The sequence below is a fragment of the Janthinobacterium sp. JC611 genome (assembly GCF_018682595.1).
GTDB lineage: Bacteria > Pseudomonadota > Gammaproteobacteria > Burkholderiales > Burkholderiaceae_D > Janthinobacterium.
In genome coordinates this window covers 16502-31655 of record NZ_JAFLJN010000032.1, presented here as the reverse complement: position 1 = coordinate 31655, position 15154 = coordinate 16502, and the positions used below count along the sequence as shown (strand labels likewise).

Below are 15154 nucleotides of genomic sequence, written 5' to 3'. Positions count from 1 at the left end.
CGGGCGCATGCTTGGAAGCGCGTCCGGGCCGGAGTTTTGCTAATTTTAGCGGTTTTTAGGGGCCCACTGTGACTCTTCGGGCAATATCGGCCGCTTATTGCTGTGCCGCGCGGCCACGGCGGGCGGCGCGCGACAGCAGGAAGGCCGTCAGCAGGGCCAGCGCGGCCAGGGCCAGCACGAGTTTATTGCCATACAGAATGTATGGCGTCATGCCGCCCATGCCCTGCACCTTGGCCGCCAGCGTGGCTTGCTGTTCCGGCGGCAGCAGGCTTTGCACGACGCCCTTGCCGTCGATGACGGCGGTGGCGCCCGTATTCGTCGAGCGCAGCATGGGGCGGCCCGTTTCCAGGCTGCGCATCTGCGAAATCTGCAGATGCTGGGGGATGGCGATCGAGTCGCCAAACCAGGCCAGGTTCGAGATATTGAGCAGCACGGAGGCCGATTGCTTGCCGCCGCGGTGGGCGCTGGCCAGCTGGCCGGCGATCTCCTCGCCAAACAGGTCTTCGTAGCAGATATTCGGCAGCACCAGCTGGTCGCGCACGGACAAGGGCGCCTGCACCTCGGCGCCGCGGCCCATGTCGCCCAGCGGGATGGCCATCATGGCGACAAACCAGTGCAGGCCGGGCGGCACGAATTCGCCGAACGGCACCAGATGGTGCTTGCGGTACTGGTAGTACGGTCCCGGCGCGCCGTTGGGCGTGATCCCCAGCGCCGCATTGTAGAAGCGCTGCTGTTCGTCGAGCACGGGCATGCCGACCAGGATCGTGCTGCCCGTCTGCTGCGCATACGTCGCCAGGCTATCCAGATAGCCGGGCGGCAGCTGGTGCGGCAGCACGGTGACGGCCGTTTCCGGCGTGGCGATCAGGTCGGCCGGCGCGCTGGTGATGGCGCCCTGGTACATCTGCAGGGCGCCGAGCACGAAGCCGGGGTCGAATTTCTGCTGCTGCGGCACGTTGCCCTGCAACAGGCGCACCGTGATCGGGCGCCCGACCGGATGGGTCCAGTTCACATACTGCAGGCCGAAGCCGGCCGCGTACAGCGCGATCACGCCGCCCAGCGCGCTCCAGCGCGTGCGGCGCAGAGGGTGGACTAGCAGCAGCAGGGCGCCGGCCGACAGGGCCGCCAGCCAGCCCAGGCCGTACGAACCGACGATGGGGGCGAAGCCGCCCAGCGGGCTGGCATTGTGGGCGTAGCCGGTGGCCAGCCACGGGAAACCCGTAAACAGCCAGCCGCGCGTCCATTCGAACAGGGTCCACGTCGCGGGCAGCACCAGCAGGGTCATGGCGGGCAGCGAAAGTACCCAGCGCTGGCGCAGCCAGGCGGCCGCGCCCATGGCCAGGGCCACGTAGATGGCCATCAGGAGGGCCAGCAGGGCCACGGCGACGGCGGCGATCGGCGCGGCCATGTCGCCATAGCGGTGCATGGAGATGTACAGCCAGTGCGTGCCGGCCGCGCACCAGCCGAAACCGTAGGCCCAGCCGATCAGCGCGCCGGCCTTGACGTTTGCCGCGCGCAGCACCTGGTAGAACAGCACGCCCAGGCTGAGGATTTGCAGCGGCCAATAACCGAATGGGGCGAACGCCAGCACCGCGACGGCGCCGGCGATGGCGGCAGTCAGCATGCGCGCCCACGTGCTGCGGGGCGGTTTGGCGGGGGCGTTGGGGTCGGCGCGTCTGAAACGCATCTACAGCACGCGCATGTCAGAGTTCCAGTTCCGGCACGTTGGGCAGGCGCTCGACGAGCAGCACGTGCACCTGGCGCGCATCGGCGCGCAGCACCTCGAAGCGCAGATTGCCCAGGTCGAAGATATCGCCCTTGTGCGCCATGCGGCCCAGGTACTTCGAGACGAGGCCGCCGATGGTGTCGACGTCGTCGTCCACCAGGTGGCTGCCCACTTCTTCGTTGAACTGTTCGATCTCGGTCAGCGCCTTGACGCGCCAGCGGGGGCCGAACTGGCCTTCCTTGAGCGAGAGGATGTTATCTTCGGCTTCGTCGAAGTCGTATTCGTCCTCGATGTCGCCGACGATCTGTTCCAGCACGTCTTCGATGGTGATCAGGCCGGCGACGCCGCTGTATTCATCGACGACGATGGCCATGTGATTGTGGTTGGCGCGGAAATCGCGCAGCAGCACATTCAGGCGTTTCGATTCGGGGATGAAGATGGCGGGGCGCAGCATGTCGCGCACGTCGAAAGTTTCTTCTGCGTAATAACGCAGCAAGTCCTTCGCCAGCAGGATGCCGATGACCTTGTCGCGCTCGCCTTCGATGGCGGGGAAGCGCGAGTGGGCGGTGGACAGGACTTCCGGCATCCATTCCTCGATCGGCTTGCTGATGTCGATGACATCCATCTGCGAACGGGGGATCATGATGTCGCGCGCGCAGAGATCCGATACCTGGAACACGCCTTCGATCATCGACAGGGCGTCGGCGTCGATCAGCTTGCGTTCATGCGCATCGTGTAGAACTTCGAGCAATTCTGCACGGTTCTCTGGCTCGGGGGAAATGAGTGCGGTCAGGCGTTCAAACAGTGACCGGTGGGGCTTGACGTCAGTTCTGACGCCACTAGGGTGCTCGGGCATAGGAGGCGTGAGCCGTTGTTGCGAAGGGATATAGGATACACCAAAAGTGGGGGAATACCGGATTTCCCCGCTTTTGATGCAAATTTAATACGTGGTAGTGCGCCGTTGCCCGACGTTTCAGGCGTCCGCGCCCAGCACGCGGCGGCGCAAGTGCGCCACGTCCGCCTGCCAGTCGGCGTCATGCTCGCTGTCCTGCCACAGCTGGCGCAGTTCCGACGTTTCCGCGCCGATCTTGTCGAAGGCCAGGCGCGCTTTCTCCAGCAGCGGCGGCGTGACTTTCTTCTTGCAGGCGGCCACCCAGGCGTTCACCTCCGCCGTGGCCGGGTCGTCCTCGCCCGGCTTGCCGAGCAGGCGCGCGATCACTTCCAGCGCGGCCAGCGCCTCGGCGGCGAACGGCGCCTCGAGCTCCGCTTCCGTGCTGTCGATGACGTTGTCGAGCGTCGTCTCGACCAGTTCCAGGGTTTTATATTCGTGCAAATCCTGCGCCCAATCCATGGCGTAGTCGTTGCCGAAGGCGTCAGTGGCCCAGGTTCCCATGGTCTTACTCCTTGTACGGGTCGGTGATGCCGAGTTTGGCCAGGATCTCCGTCTCCAGTCCCTCCATCTCGGCCGCTTCCTCGTCATCCATGTGGTCGTAGCCCTGCGCATGCAGCACGCCGTGCACGATCAGGTGGGCCGTGTGCTCTTCCACGCTCTTCTTTTGCTCGGCCGCTTCCTTTTCCAGCACGTCCGTGCACAGGATGATGTCGGCGCGCGTCGGCTCGTCGTCATTCAATTCTTCGCCTTCGTTGTAGGCGAAGGTCAGCACGTTGGTGGCGTAGTCCTTTTCGCGGTAATCGCGGTTCAGGCTGCGGCCCTCCTCGGCATCGACGAAGCGGATGGTGAATTCGGCCGGGGCGAGCAGGGCCGCCTTGACCCAGCGGCGCACTTTCGGCCGCGTGATCAGGGTTGCCAGGCGGGCGTCCGGGTATTGCACGGACAAGGACAGTTTATTTTTTTCGGACATGTTTGGCGGCAGTGGATTTCAAGAGGGGCAGTAACTGGGCGGCGTCGGCGTTGGCCGCCTGCGCCGTTTCATAGGCGTCGACGATGCGCGCGACGAGCGGGTGTCGCACCACATCGGTGCTGTTAAATTGCGTGAAGCCGATGCCGCGCACGTCCTTCAATACGTGCACGGCGTCGATCAGGCCGCTCGTCTGGCTCTTGTGCAGATCGACTTGCGTCACGTCGCCCGTCACCACGGCCTTGCTGCCGAAGCCGATGCGCGTCAAGAACATCTTCATCTGTTCGACGGTCGTGTTTTGCGCCTCGTCGAGGATGACGAAGGCGTGGTTCAGGGTGCGCCCGCGCATGTAGGCCAGCGGGGCGATCTCGATCACCTGTTTTTCAAACAGTTTTTGCGTGCGGTCAAAGCCCAGCAAATCGTACAGCGCATCGTACAGGGGACGCAGATACGGATCGACCTTTTGCGCCAGGTCGCCGGGCAGGAAGCCCAGGCGTTCGCCCGCTTCGACGGCGGGGCGCGTCAAAATGATGCGCTTGACGGCGTCGCGTTCGAGCGCGTCGACGGCGCAGGCGACGGCCAGATACGTCTTGCCCGTGCCGGCCGGGCCCACGCCGAAGCTGATGTCGTGTTCGAGGATGTCGCGCAGGTAGGCGATCTGGTGCGGCGTGCGCCCGCGCAGGTCGGCGCGCCGCGTTTTCAGCACGGGGCTGGCGATGTCCGGCTCGACGAAGGTGCTGATAGGCGCGTTGGCGTGGTGTTCCGAGGCGGCGGACAGGCCCGCGCGCTGTTCCACCAGGGCCAGCTGTACTTCTTCCAGCGGTACCACCTTGTTGGCGATGGCGTAGAACTGTTCGAGGATTTCCACCGCGCGCTCGGCATTGCTGCCGCCGACGATGAATTTCTCGCCGCGGCGAAAGATCGTCACGTCGAGGGCGGCGGAAATCTGGCGCAGGTTTTCATCGAGCGGGCCGCACAGATGCGCCAGGCGCGTGTTGTCCAGCGGCTCGGGGATGAAGTAATGCGGCTGTATCGGGGCTTTGGTTTTCAACTGGCTCTTTTCAATGCGGGGGCGCTGGCGACGAGTTCGCCGCGCAGGGTGTAGGAATGGCTTTCGGTGATGCGCACGTCGACCAGCTGGCCGACCAGCTGCAGCGCGTCCGGGCCGGCGTCGAAGTTGACCACGCGGTTGTTTTCCGTGCGGCCTTGCAGCTCGCTATCATCCGTGTCCTTCTTCGAGCGGCCTTCGACGAGGATGGTTTGCACCGTGCCCACCATGGCCAGGCTGTATGTGCGCGTGTTGGCGTCGATGGCCGCCTGCAGCTGCTGCAGCCGGGCCAGCTTGACCTCATGCGGCGTATCGTCTTCCAGGCTGGCGGCCGGCGTGCCGGGGCGCTTGCTGAAGATGAAGCTGTAGCTGTTGTCGAAGCCGACGTCGGCGATCAGCTTCATCATGGCGTCGAAGTCGGCCTGGGTCTCGCCGGGGAAGCCGACGATGAAGTCGGAGGAAATCGCCATGTTCGGGCGCACGGCGCGGATGCGGCGGATGATGGACTTGTATTCGAGGCCCGTGTAGCCGCGCTTCATGGCGCCGAGGATCTTGTCGGAACCGTGCTGCGCCGGCAGATACAAATGGTCGACCAGCTGCGGGATCTTCGCGTAGGCGTCGATCAGGCGCTGCGTGAATTCCTTCGGGTGGCTGGTGACGAAGCGCATGCGCTCGATGCCGGGAATGTCGGCCACGTATTCGAGCAGCAGGGCGAAGTCGGCGATCTCGCCGCCTTCCATCGCGCCACGGTAGGCGTTGACGTTCTGGCCCAGCAGGGTGATTTCCTTGACGCCCTGGGCGGCCAGGCCCGCCACTTCCGTCAGCACGTCCTCGAAGCGGCGCGACACTTCCTCGCCGCGCGTGTAGGGCACGACGCAGTAGCTGCAATATTTGCTGCAGCCTTCCATGATGGAAACAAACGCCGAGGCGCCGTCCACCTTGGCCGGCGGCATGTGGTCGAACTTCTCGATTTCCGGGAAGCTGATGTCGACTTGCGCATCGCCGCTGGCGCGGCGCAGTTCGATCATCTGCGGCAGGCGGTGCAGGGTTTGCGGGCCGAACACCATGTCGACATACGGCGCGCGCTTGACGATGGCGTCGCCTTCCTGCGACGCCACGCAGCCGCCCACGCCAATCAACAGGTGCGGCTTGGCCAGTTTCAGCTCGCGCAGACGGCCCAGGTCGGAAAACACTTTTTCCTGCGCCTTTTCGCGCACGGAGCAGGTATTGAGCAGGATCACATCGGCATCTTCCGGCGTGTCGGTGCGCACCAGGCCATCGGAAGCGCCCAGCACGTCGGCCATCTTGTCCGAGTCGTACTCGTTCATTTGGCAGCCGAAGGTTTTAATGAATACTTTTTTCTGCATGGAGTCGGATGCTTATCGGTAAATGTGGCAGCAAATAAGTGGGCAAGCAAGTGTGGCGGAAAATAAGCCGGGCAGGGGGCTCGCGCTGTGCGCCGCTCGGGGTGGCAGGCGGTGGAGGACCGACCGGGCGCCTCTGGCTTCCCGCTGGCAGGCTCGCTGCAAGTTCAGGCCATAGTTTAGCGTAAATCGCCGGGGCGGGCCATGTCGTGCTTACCTTGCCGACAAGGTTGCCGCTTGCCTATGCCGTCATGTGTCGCGATGCTCCAAAGCATTTATTGCCCAGCGACACCATTGATTTGTAACAAGTTGCTGCAAAGCCTTGTGTGCGCGCGCCGGCGTCCTAATGTGTTGAAATGGCATCGTTGCCAAGCCAACCAGCAGCTTGATTGATATTTAACAATCAGGAAGTTTGCGCGAGGCGCAGATGCCGCGTGTTTGGGCTAGTATATTGCCTTATATGCAATTCATTTCAGTGGGTTGCACGTGCATTTACTCACGCGGCAGGTTGCGTACGTTGGCTGGGCGTGGCTGTGCGAGTCCTGTACAGGCAGTACGACAAGGGGGGAGGGCTGAATCCGATGGACAGACGTTTATTTGTACACGCTAAGCCAGCCTTAAGTTCGTATCGGCATTATTTTCTACATTCACCAGACGAGGAAAAATCATGGCACATCATGCATTAGCATCACAAGAGAGTTACAACCCGAATCACCTGCTGGACATTCTGCTGAGCAAGATGCAGCTGAAAAACGATGCAGCCCTGTCGCGTCTGCTCGAAGTGGCGCCACCCGTCATCAGCAAGATTCGCCACCACCGCTTGCCGGTCGGCGCTTCGCTGCTGATCCGCATGCACGAAGTGACGGGCATGAGCATCCGCGACTTGCGCGACTTGATGGGCGACCGCCGCACCAAGTATCGTTTGTCCGACGCCCAGGGCCGTCCAAAAGCGGAAGACCGCGGCGATGCGCAAGAATCGAATTACGCGCACTGATGTGGCGGTTGGACGCTGACCGTGCCGCTTGCTTGGCTGCCGGCGGCATGGACACACCGCAGTACCCTTGACGGCTTTCGCTTCGCGGCGAGAGCCGTTTGTGTTTGCGGCAATGCTTAGCTCAGCAGTGCCGAAGTGATTTCGTCGTAGCGCAGTTCCGTTTCGCGGAACAGCTGCAGATACGTGTCTTCGCTCAGGCCCAGCGCGTCCCAGGCCACCGGCGAGACGCGCGGCACCATGTCGTCGCCCGCCTGCGCCAGGTCGAGCGCGCAAACCAGCGCATTGGCCACGTGGATCAGCGACGCGAGGAAGCCTGCCCCCGGCGTTTCCGGCTGCAGGTAATTGGCCAGCGCCAGGCGCATGGTGTCGGAAAAATTCCAGTGTTCGGCCAGCGCCACGCCTGCCTGCACGTGGTCCACGCCCAGCACGGTTTGCTCCGCTTCGAGCAGGCTGCAATCGTGCGCCGCCTGGTAGGCGATCGCCTGCGCGTACTGGGCGGGAAAGCTGCTGACCAGCACCAGGCGGCCGATGTTATGCAGCAAGCCGGCCGTGAACGCGTAATCCTGGTTGAAGCGGATCTGCCGCGCCAGCACCTTGGCGCAGGCGGCCGTCGCCACCGAATGGCGCCAGAAGGCCTTGTCGTCAAAGCCGGGGCAGCGTCCTTCCGGGAAGCAGCCCGTGATGGCGGCCGACGTGATCAGGCTGCGCGTGGTCTGGAAGCCCAGGTAGGTGATCGCCTGCTGGATGGTGGTGGCTTTCACTTGCAAGCCATATTGCGACGAATTGGCCAGGCGCAGGGTTTTCGCCGTCAGCGCCTGGTCGTACGACACTTTTTTTGCCAGCACGGAAATATCGACGTCTTCCTGGTCGATGCTATTCAACAGTTCCATGACGACGGCGGGCAGCGACGGCAGGTCATCGAGGCGGGCGACGATATCGTCGAGCGTCAGCAGGGTGCTCATGCGGCCTCTCCCCTACCCAGGCGGTAAGCCGTGACATAGTTGCGCAGCAAGGTGGTGGCCGCGTCCAGGGGATCGTCCGGGTCGTGCTTGCGGAACAGGTAAGCCAGCCGTTCGCTATCGGCCGCCCGTTGCGCGGCGATTTCTTCCGGCGACGGTGGCGGCGCCTGGATCGGCAGCATGTCGATGTTGTGGCGCGGCATCAGAGCCAGCATGTTTTCCGTCAATACCGCGCCTTGCGGCAACAGCACTTGTCCATGCGCATCGAGCAAGACATCCGACAAGACCATGCCAGGACGAACTTGTTCCAGGGGGAGATGTTGATGCATGACCGTCATGACGACTCCTTAGATGATTGCGGGATATTACCATTGCCATGACGCAATGTCTCAACCTGTATCAAGGCCGTTGTGGAAAACGCCATTGCTGTAAATCTTGCCAATAAGCATGTCATACCGTACATTTGATTCAGGCTGTTGTCCGCTGACGTCTGTGCGCCCGCGCCGCGGGCTGGCGGCCGGCCTGGCCCGGGGAGTATCGATTGATGGTGAGTATCAAAGTCCGGCTGACCCTGCTTTTTGTCGTGATCGTCACCCTGGTGCTGGGCATTTCGGGCAGCTATACCCAATATACACTGAGCCAGGAACTCGAATCGGGCAGCGCGCGCCTGCGCAGCGGCGTGCTCACGCGCTTGCAGACCAGCTTGCCTTCCGCCCTGTGGGATCTCGATAAGTCCAAGGTCGACAGCATCGTCGCGGCTGAAATGCTGCCGCCGGAACTGGTCGGCATTCGCGTGTACGACGCCTCGGTCGGCCTGTTCGCGGGCGAAGTGCGCGACGCGGCCGGCACCCTCGTGCCTTTGACCTCCGACGTCGCCATGGGCGGCACGCCCGTCGAGGCGCCGCTGGTCTTCCGCGACGCCGTGGCCGCCGCCAGTGGCGGCAAGCCGGTGATCGTTGGCAAGGTCATCGTCAATTTCAGCCGCGCCCAGATCGATGCGGCCCTGCGCAGCGAAGTGCGGCGCAAGGTGCTGGAAGTTTTGCTGCTGGACATCATTTTGGTCGGCGCCCTGGCGCTGAGCCTGCGCATCGTCTTTGATCCCCTGAAACAGTTGCGTGACGGCTTGATCGACCTGGCCACGCGCGGCAGCGACGACGTCGAAGAGCTGCCGGAAAACCGGCGCGACGAGCTGGGCGACGTGATCCGCGGCTTCAACGCCGTGCAGCGCAAGCTCAAGTCCATCATCGAGGGCAGCCGCGAGGCGGAAGACATGGCGCGCCGCTCGCAGCAGGAGACGGCGCAGGCCATGGACGAGCTGCGCCGCGCGCAGGAATCATTGCTGCAGTCGGAACGCCTGGCCTCGCTGGGCAGCCTGGTGGCGGGCGTGGCGCATGAAATCAATACCCCGGTCGGTATCGCGCTGACCAGCGCCTCGGTGCTGAAGGAAGCCACCGATCACATCAGCGAGGCCGTGGCTGGCGGCAGCGTCAAGAAGACCGACATCGTGCGCTACCTGGAAACGGCCGGCGAGAGCGCGCGGCTGATCATGAACAATGCCTATCGCGCCGCGCACCTGATTCACAGCTTCAAGCAGATCGCCGTCGACCAGGTCAGCGAGGCGCGCCGTTTGTTCGAATTACGCGACTATATCGGTGAAGTGATCTCGAGCCTGCAGCCGACCCTGAAAAAGACGCGCATCCGCATCGATATCGATTGCCCGCCCGACATCATGCTCGACAGCTATCCGGGCGCGCTGGCGCAGGTGCTGACCAACCTGGTGTTGAACTGCGTCGAGCACGCCTTCGATGCGGACACGGCCGGCAACATCCATATCGGCGTGCGCCGCGACGGCGACGCGATCGCCATGCAGGTGCGCGACGACGGCCGCGGCATCGCGCCCGACATGCTCGACCGCGTGTTCGACCCGTTTGTCACCACGCGGCGGGGGCAGGGCGGCACGGGACTGGGCTTGAATATCGTGTTCAACTTGATTGCCAAGCAGTTTGGCGGCACCATCACGGTCAGCAGCATCCTGGGCCAGGGCGCGACGTTCCTGCTGCGCCTGCCCACGGTGACGCCGTTGCCGGAAAGCGCCAGCAGTCCGGCCTAGGCAAGGAGAAGAGACATGGCACAGCCAGAAAATAGTCAGCAAGTGGCGCTTTTGCGCGGGATCAATGTGGGCCGCGCCAAGCGCGTGGCCATGGCCGACTTGCGCAAGCTGCTGGGCGACCTGGGTTTTACGCAGGTGCGCACTGTACTCAACAGTGGCAACGTCGTGTATGACGGGGGCAAGGTGGCGCCGGCCGACGCCGCTGCCCGCATCGAGGAGGCGCTGGTGCTGAAACTGGGCGTGGCGGCCAGGGTGACGGTGCTGTCGGCCAGCCAGTTTGCCGAATTGATCGAACAAAACCCCCTGGCGCCGGCGGCCGATGCGGCCCGTCTGCTGACCTTGGTGCTGAACAATCCGGCCGACATCCAGCGTCTGGCGCCGCTCTTGCAGCAGCCGTGGCAGCCCGAAGCGCTGGCGCTGGGACGCTGGGCCGCGTATGCCTGGTGTCCCGATGGCGTGCTGGCCAGCAAGCTGGTGGCGGCGCTGGGCGTGCTGCTGGGCGATGGCGTCACCTCGCGCAACTGGGCCACCATGCAAAAATTGCATGTGCTGCTGAACGGGCCGGATGCGGCCGCCACATCCTCATTTGCCAAGGAGCATTGATGCCTTCCATTACAGGGACATTCGACGTCACCCTCACCCCGGAAACCTTGTCCGACACGGCCGCGCAATCGGGGCTGGCACGCCTGTCGCTGGCCAAGCGTTACCACGGCGCCCTCGACGCCAGCGCGCACGGCGAGATGCTCAGCGTGCGCGCCGCCGTGGCTGGCTCGGCAGGCTATGTGGCGCTGGAGCGGGTGGAAGGCAGCCTGGACGGGCGTCACGGCATTTTTTACTTGCAGCACAGCGGCAGCATGACGCGCGGCGCGCCCGCCTTGTCAGTGACGGTGGTGCCCGATACGGGGACGGAGCAGTTGCAAGGGCTGTCGGGCAGCCTGGCCATCCGCATCGAAGGCGGCAAGCATTATTATGACTTCACGTATGCGATTGCTGAAGCGCCATGAACTGGGATATCGTCAAGGGCGTGCTGATCCTGCTGGTCGCCGTCAGCGCGCTGGGCACGACCTTCGTGCTCATTTCCGCCTCCGGCACGGACAAGGCGGCCTGCATCGCGCGCGCCCTGAAATCAAACATTCCGGTGGGCAATATCGAACGGGTCTGCCGCCTGCTGGACAAATGATGGCGTCATAAAAAAACATTCCGCACCAGGCGGAATGTTTTTCAGCAATGCCGTGCCAGTGCCGGCGCCGTCAATTATCGAATTTTTCCTGTTTTTCGCCGTGCAGGCTCAAGGCCACCAGGCCTATTCCCACCAGCAACATCGAATACATGCTTGCTTCTGGCACGGGGGCCGGCACGCTGGCTTGCTGAGCGGGCGCGGCCGTCATGGGCCTGGGTGGCGCCAGCGCCGCATGACGCGCGCCTATGGTGCTCCAGTGCGGGGCCGTGCTCGCGTTGCTGCTGGCCAGCAGGCGTGCATACGGCAAGTCCGGTGTTTCCCAGCCGGGATTATTATTCAAGCTGATGCTTTCATCGATCGTCACCTGTTCGCCGGCTTCCTGCAGCTTGCCGGTCGCGGTGTCGCTGACTGCCGCCATGCTCCATGTGCTGGCCGACAGCGCCAGCAAGGCCACGCATAGGGGCGGATTGATTCCCATCTTGCTCTCCCTGTTGTTCACCGCGCGGCGCAGCCGAAACCGGCTTGCGCATGGACGGACAATTCGCCTGTACGGGGGCGTATCATGGTTTTTCTGCAGTATTCCCATTACAGCACAGATCGTGACAATTTTGATACGTTTATTTCCTGCTTATTACGAATATTTGTCATTTTGATAGCGCAAACATGATCGCTGCCGCACACTTTGCATGACTACGCTATCGCTGAAAAAAACACTGTTGTTTTTTTGTGCGAATCGCCAGCAGGAAAACAATATATTGATTAGTATATTGTTTGTCGCATGATGATCAATATGACCGCCTGTGGGAGGGCAAGATGGAAACAGTTGCAACACAACACGCCGAATACAAGCTCGACGCCATGCGCGGCGCGGCCTACAAGGCCAGTTCGCTGCTCAAGGCCATGGGCAATGCCGACCGATTGATGCTGCTGTGCCAGCTATCGCAGGGCGAGCATTGCGTCAGCGACCTCGAACAGAAAGTGGGCATCGGCCAGCCGACCCTGTCGCAGCAGCTGGGCGTGCTGCGCGAAGAGATGCTGGTGGCCACGCGGCGCGACGGCAAGCAGATCTATTACCGCGTCGCCAGCGCGCCCGTGCTGGCCGTGCTGCAAGTGCTGTACGCGCAGTTTTGCGCGCCGCTGCCCCCGTTCAACGACGAAGCCGACTGAGGCCCACCATGACTATTGCCTGGCAAAATTTCACGCCGTGGGCGTCGCTGGCCGGCGGCATGCTGATCGGCCTGGCGGCGGCGCTCTTGATCCTGTTCAATGGCCGCATCGCCGGCATCAGCGGCATCCTCGGCGGCCTGCTGCGCCCGCGCAGTGGCGACCTGGGCTGGCGCATCGCCTTTCTTGCCGGCCTGATCGGCACGCCCCTGCTGTACCAGCTGTGGCAAGCCTTGCCACCCGTGCAGATCGATGCGGGTACGCCCGCCTTGATCGTGGCAGGCCTGCTGGTGGGTGTGGGCGTGCGCTACGGCGCCGGCTGCACCAGCGGCCACGGCGTGTGCGGCCTGTCGCGCCTGTCTCCCCGTTCGCTGGCGGCCACCATGGCCTTCATGGCGGCCGGTTTCCTCACCGTCTATCTGTTGCGCCATCTATGATGAAAATCCTGTTCTCCCTGTTGAGCGGCCTCGTCTTTGGTCTGGGCCTGATCGTCTCCGGCATGAGCAACCCGGCCAAGGTGCTCGGTTTCCTCGACCTGGCCGGCGCCTGGGATCCGTCGCTGGCGCTGGTGATGGGCGGCGCCATCGGCGTGGCCATGCCGGCCTTCTGGCTGGCGCGGCGGCGCGGCACGGCGCTGCTGGGCGAGCCCATGCAATTGCCAACGTCGCGCCGCATCGACCGGCGCTTGCTGCTGGGCAGCCTGGCCTTTGGCGCGGGCTGGGGCGTCGCCGGTTTCTGTCCCGGCCCCGCCCTCGTGTCCCTGCTGGCGGGCCAGCCGAAGGCCTGGCTGTTTGCCGGCGCCATGCTGGCCGGCATGTTTGTCTTTGAAGTACTGGAGCGCCGCAAGCTGCCGGCGCCGGCCTGAGACGGTACAATCTGGCGCATCGCCACTCTGGATACCCGTTGACATGAAGACCGTGATTTTCCGCGCCGGCGCGCACACCGCCCTGCTGTGCAGCGTGCTGGCGCTGGCCGCCTGCGGCAGCCTGCTGAAGAAGGAAGCGCCGCCCGCTCCCGCCCCCGTGGCCGACGCCTTGCCCAATCCGCAAGTGTTGCTGCTGGGTGAAGTGCATGACAATGCGCAAGGCCAGCGCCTGCGCGTCGCCGAATTGCAGCGCCGCCTGGCCGCCGGCTGGCGTCCCGTCATCGTCATGGAACAGTTCGACCGCGAAAACCAGGCCTTGCTGACGCGCGCCGCGCGCGATTGCGCCGACCCCGATTGCATCATCCGCGTGATGGAACAGCCGCGCTGGGACTGGAGCTTGTACCGGCCCGTGCTGGACCTCGTCATCAGCTACCAGCTGACCCTGGTCGCCGGCAACCTGTCGCCGGCCGATGCCTCGCGCATCGTGCGCGACGGCATCCAGTGGGCCATGCCGCCCGCCATGGTGGCCACCTACCTGGCCGCGCCCGTGCCGGCCGACATCCTCGACGGGCAAGAGAAGGAAGTCCGGGCGGCCCGCTGCAACATGCTGCCCGACATGATGATGAAAGGCGTCGTCAACGCCCAGGTGGCGCGCGATATCTGGATGGCCAAGCTGATCCGCGACCAGGCGCCGCGCGACGTGGTGCTGATCGCCGGCAATGTGCATGTGCGCAAGGATATCGGCGTGCCACGCTGGCTGAAGCTGGCCGACCCGCAACTGAACGTGCGCAGCATCGGCTACCTGGAACAGGGCGTCGGCGGCTACCAGGGCACCTTCGACCTGACGCAAACGATGCCGGCGCAGCCGCGCCCTGACCCGTGCGCCAAGTTTAAACAATAATTACTGCTGCACCCGCACCACGGCGCTGACCCGGCTTGCCGTATCGAGCAGTTTCGGCAGGCTGTGTTCCAGCAGGTGCGCCACGGACGGCCCCGCCGTCTGCCCGCTGACGTTGATCGCCGCCACCACCTTGCCGGCCCGGTCGAACACGGGCGCGGCCAGGGCGATCAAGCCCTGTTCCAGCTCCTCCTGCACCAGGCACCAGCCCTGGCGCCGCACTTGCGCAATCTCTTCCATCAAGACCTCGATATCGACCTTGGTCGCCGGCGTGATTTTCAGCAGCGCCATCTTCGACAGCCGTTCGCGCAGCACCTCGGGCGCCAGGCCCGACAGCAAGACCCGTCCCATCGAGGTGCAATAGGCGGGCAGGCGGCTGCCGATGCCCAGGTTGATCGACATGGTGCGGTGCGCGGACAGGCGCACCACATACACGATGTCGTCGCCGTCGAGCACGGTGGCCGAGCACGACTGGCGCAAGGTCTGCATCAATTCTTCCAGCAGCGGCTGCGCCTGCGTCCACACGGGCAAGGACGACAGGTAGGCGTAACCGAGGTCGAGCACCTTGGGCGTCAGGCGGAACAGCCGTCCATCCGCTTCCACATAACCGAGATGCAGCAAGGTGTGCAGGATGCGCCGCGCGCCGGCGCGCGTCAGCTGCGCCCGCTCCGCCACTTCGCTCAGGGTCTGTTGCGGCGCCTCCGCGCCAAAACTGCGCAGCACGGCCAGGCCGCGCGCGAACGATTGCACATAGCTGTCGCCGGGACGGGGCGCGCCGTCGGCATCGGGGAGTTCTTCGGCGGAAAGGGGCGTGCTGCTGCGGTCGGTCATGGCGATTCCAATTGATCAAGGTGGCAATTATAGCCATGGCGCCGGCGAAAACGGCAAATTGACAAGCGCCCCGATCAGGCATATTCTCACGAATAAGTTCTAAATACGAATATTTGTTCGTTATTCGAACAAATAGCCGATGGTGTGATTGGGAGGAGA

The 15154-nt window shown here is 63.8% G+C and carries 19 protein-coding genes; 9 read left to right on the top strand and 10 right to left on the bottom strand.

Going from position 1 to position 15154, the window contains the following annotated elements; all coding sequences use genetic code 11:
- Positions 1 to 94 precede the first annotated feature (94 nt).
- The 6 genes from lnt to miaB form a co-directional block, all read right to left on the bottom strand.
- Positions 95 to 1684, bottom strand: coding sequence for an apolipoprotein N-acyltransferase (gene lnt, locus J0O65_RS20190; RefSeq protein ID WP_251373866.1), 1590 nt, complete (start codon positions 1682 to 1684; stop codon positions 95 to 97).
- 16 nt (positions 1685 to 1700) lie between these two features.
- Entirely contained in the window at positions 1701 to 2579 is an 879-nt protein-coding gene (locus tag J0O65_RS20185) for a CorC family transporter (RefSeq protein WP_034746750.1), read from the bottom strand.
- A gap of 117 nt (positions 2580 to 2696) precedes the next feature.
- The gene (locus J0O65_RS20180) at positions 2697 to 3116 is read right to left on the bottom strand and encodes a DUF4259 domain-containing protein (protein ID WP_215409012.1); all 420 of its coding nucleotides are present in this window, start codon (positions 3114 to 3116) and stop codon (positions 2697 to 2699) included.
- Positions 3117 to 3120: 4 nt separating this feature from the next.
- Entirely contained in the window at positions 3121 to 3585 is a 465-nt protein-coding gene (gene ybeY / locus J0O65_RS20175; protein ID WP_215409011.1) for an rRNA maturation RNase YbeY, read from the bottom strand.
- The gene (locus J0O65_RS20170; RefSeq protein ID WP_215409010.1) at positions 3569 to 4633 is read right to left on the bottom strand and encodes a PhoH family protein; all 1065 of its coding nucleotides are present in this window, start codon (positions 4631 to 4633) and stop codon (positions 3569 to 3571) included. The genes ybeY and J0O65_RS20170 overlap by 17 nt, the downstream gene beginning before the upstream one ends.
- Positions 4630 to 5997, bottom strand: coding sequence for a tRNA (N6-isopentenyl adenosine(37)-C2)-methylthiotransferase MiaB (miaB, locus tag J0O65_RS20165; protein WP_215409009.1), 1368 nt, complete (start codon positions 5995 to 5997; stop codon positions 4630 to 4632). The genes J0O65_RS20170 and miaB overlap by 4 nt, the downstream gene beginning before the upstream one ends.
- A 664-nt stretch (positions 5998 to 6661) precedes the next feature.
- Between miaB and J0O65_RS20160 the strand changes: the two genes are divergently transcribed.
- Positions 6662 to 6988, top strand: a complete 327-nt coding sequence (locus J0O65_RS20160; protein ID WP_034746769.1) for a hypothetical protein — start codon at positions 6662 to 6664, stop codon at positions 6986 to 6988.
- 116 nt (positions 6989 to 7104) lie between these two features.
- Here the strand turns inward: J0O65_RS20160 and J0O65_RS20155 are convergent, their stop codons facing one another.
- Both J0O65_RS20155 and J0O65_RS20150 read right to left on the bottom strand, forming a co-directional pair.
- Positions 7105 to 7950 (bottom strand): HDOD domain-containing protein, encoded by an 846-nt coding sequence (locus J0O65_RS20155; protein ID WP_215409008.1) that lies wholly within the window; start codon positions 7948 to 7950, stop codon positions 7105 to 7107.
- On the bottom strand, positions 7947 to 8285 hold the full coding sequence (locus J0O65_RS20150) for a hypothetical protein (RefSeq protein ID WP_251373865.1): 339 nt from the start codon (positions 8283 to 8285) through the stop codon (positions 7947 to 7949). The genes J0O65_RS20155 and J0O65_RS20150 overlap by 4 nt, the downstream gene beginning before the upstream one ends.
- 206 nt (positions 8286 to 8491) lie before the next feature.
- On the opposite strand from J0O65_RS20150, the gene J0O65_RS20145 reads away from it, so the two are divergent.
- From J0O65_RS20145 to J0O65_RS20130, 4 genes are read left to right on the top strand one after another with little or no spacing between them, the layout of a single operon-like run.
- The gene (locus tag J0O65_RS20145; protein WP_215409007.1) at positions 8492 to 10057 is read left to right on the top strand and encodes a sensor histidine kinase; all 1566 of its coding nucleotides are present in this window, start codon (positions 8492 to 8494) and stop codon (positions 10055 to 10057) included.
- 15 nt (positions 10058 to 10072) lie between these two features.
- Positions 10073 to 10660, top strand: coding sequence for a DUF1697 domain-containing protein (locus J0O65_RS20140; protein ID WP_215409006.1), 588 nt, complete (start codon positions 10073 to 10075; stop codon positions 10658 to 10660).
- Complete coding sequence (locus J0O65_RS20135; RefSeq protein WP_215409005.1) at positions 10660 to 11061, top strand: DUF3224 domain-containing protein; 402 nt, start codon at positions 10660 to 10662, stop codon at positions 11059 to 11061. The genes J0O65_RS20140 and J0O65_RS20135 overlap by 1 nt, the downstream gene beginning before the upstream one ends.
- Positions 11058 to 11237, top strand: a complete 180-nt coding sequence (locus J0O65_RS20130; protein WP_215409004.1) for a hypothetical protein — start codon at positions 11058 to 11060, stop codon at positions 11235 to 11237. The genes J0O65_RS20135 and J0O65_RS20130 overlap by 4 nt, the downstream gene beginning before the upstream one ends.
- Positions 11238 to 11307: 70 nt before the next feature.
- On the opposite strand, the gene J0O65_RS20125 is transcribed toward J0O65_RS20130, so the two are convergent.
- Positions 11308 to 11715 carry a PEP-CTERM sorting domain-containing protein gene (locus J0O65_RS20125; RefSeq protein WP_215409003.1) on the bottom strand — a complete coding sequence of 136 codons (408 nt, stop codon included), beginning with the start codon at positions 11713 to 11715 and terminating at the stop codon, positions 11308 to 11310.
- Positions 11716 to 12050: 335 nt separating this feature from the next.
- Here J0O65_RS20125 and J0O65_RS20120 point away from each other — a divergent pair, with 335 nt between their 5' ends.
- Genes J0O65_RS20120 through J0O65_RS20105 form a run of 4 tightly spaced genes read left to right on the top strand, consistent with a single transcriptional unit; the run spans position 12051 to position 14167 of the window.
- Positions 12051 to 12404, top strand: a complete 354-nt coding sequence (locus J0O65_RS20120) for an ArsR/SmtB family transcription factor (RefSeq protein WP_215409002.1) — start codon at positions 12051 to 12053, stop codon at positions 12402 to 12404.
- 8 nt (positions 12405 to 12412) lie between these two features.
- On the top strand, positions 12413 to 12838 hold the full coding sequence (locus tag J0O65_RS20115) for a YeeE/YedE family protein (protein ID WP_215409001.1): 426 nt from the start codon (positions 12413 to 12415) through the stop codon (positions 12836 to 12838).
- Positions 12838 to 13266, top strand: coding sequence for a YeeE/YedE family protein (locus J0O65_RS20110; protein ID WP_215409082.1), 429 nt, complete (start codon positions 12838 to 12840; stop codon positions 13264 to 13266). The genes J0O65_RS20115 and J0O65_RS20110 overlap by 1 nt, the downstream gene beginning before the upstream one ends.
- 43 nt (positions 13267 to 13309) lie before the next feature.
- Positions 13310 to 14167, top strand: coding sequence for a ChaN family lipoprotein (locus tag J0O65_RS20105; protein WP_215409000.1), 858 nt, complete (start codon positions 13310 to 13312; stop codon positions 14165 to 14167).
- Here the strand turns inward: J0O65_RS20105 and J0O65_RS20100 are convergent, their stop codons facing one another.
- Entirely contained in the window at positions 14168 to 14995 is an 828-nt protein-coding gene (locus tag J0O65_RS20100) for an IclR family transcriptional regulator domain-containing protein (RefSeq protein ID WP_215408999.1), read from the bottom strand. It abuts the gene before it with no gap.
- Between the last annotated feature and the right edge of the window lie 159 nt (positions 14996 to 15154).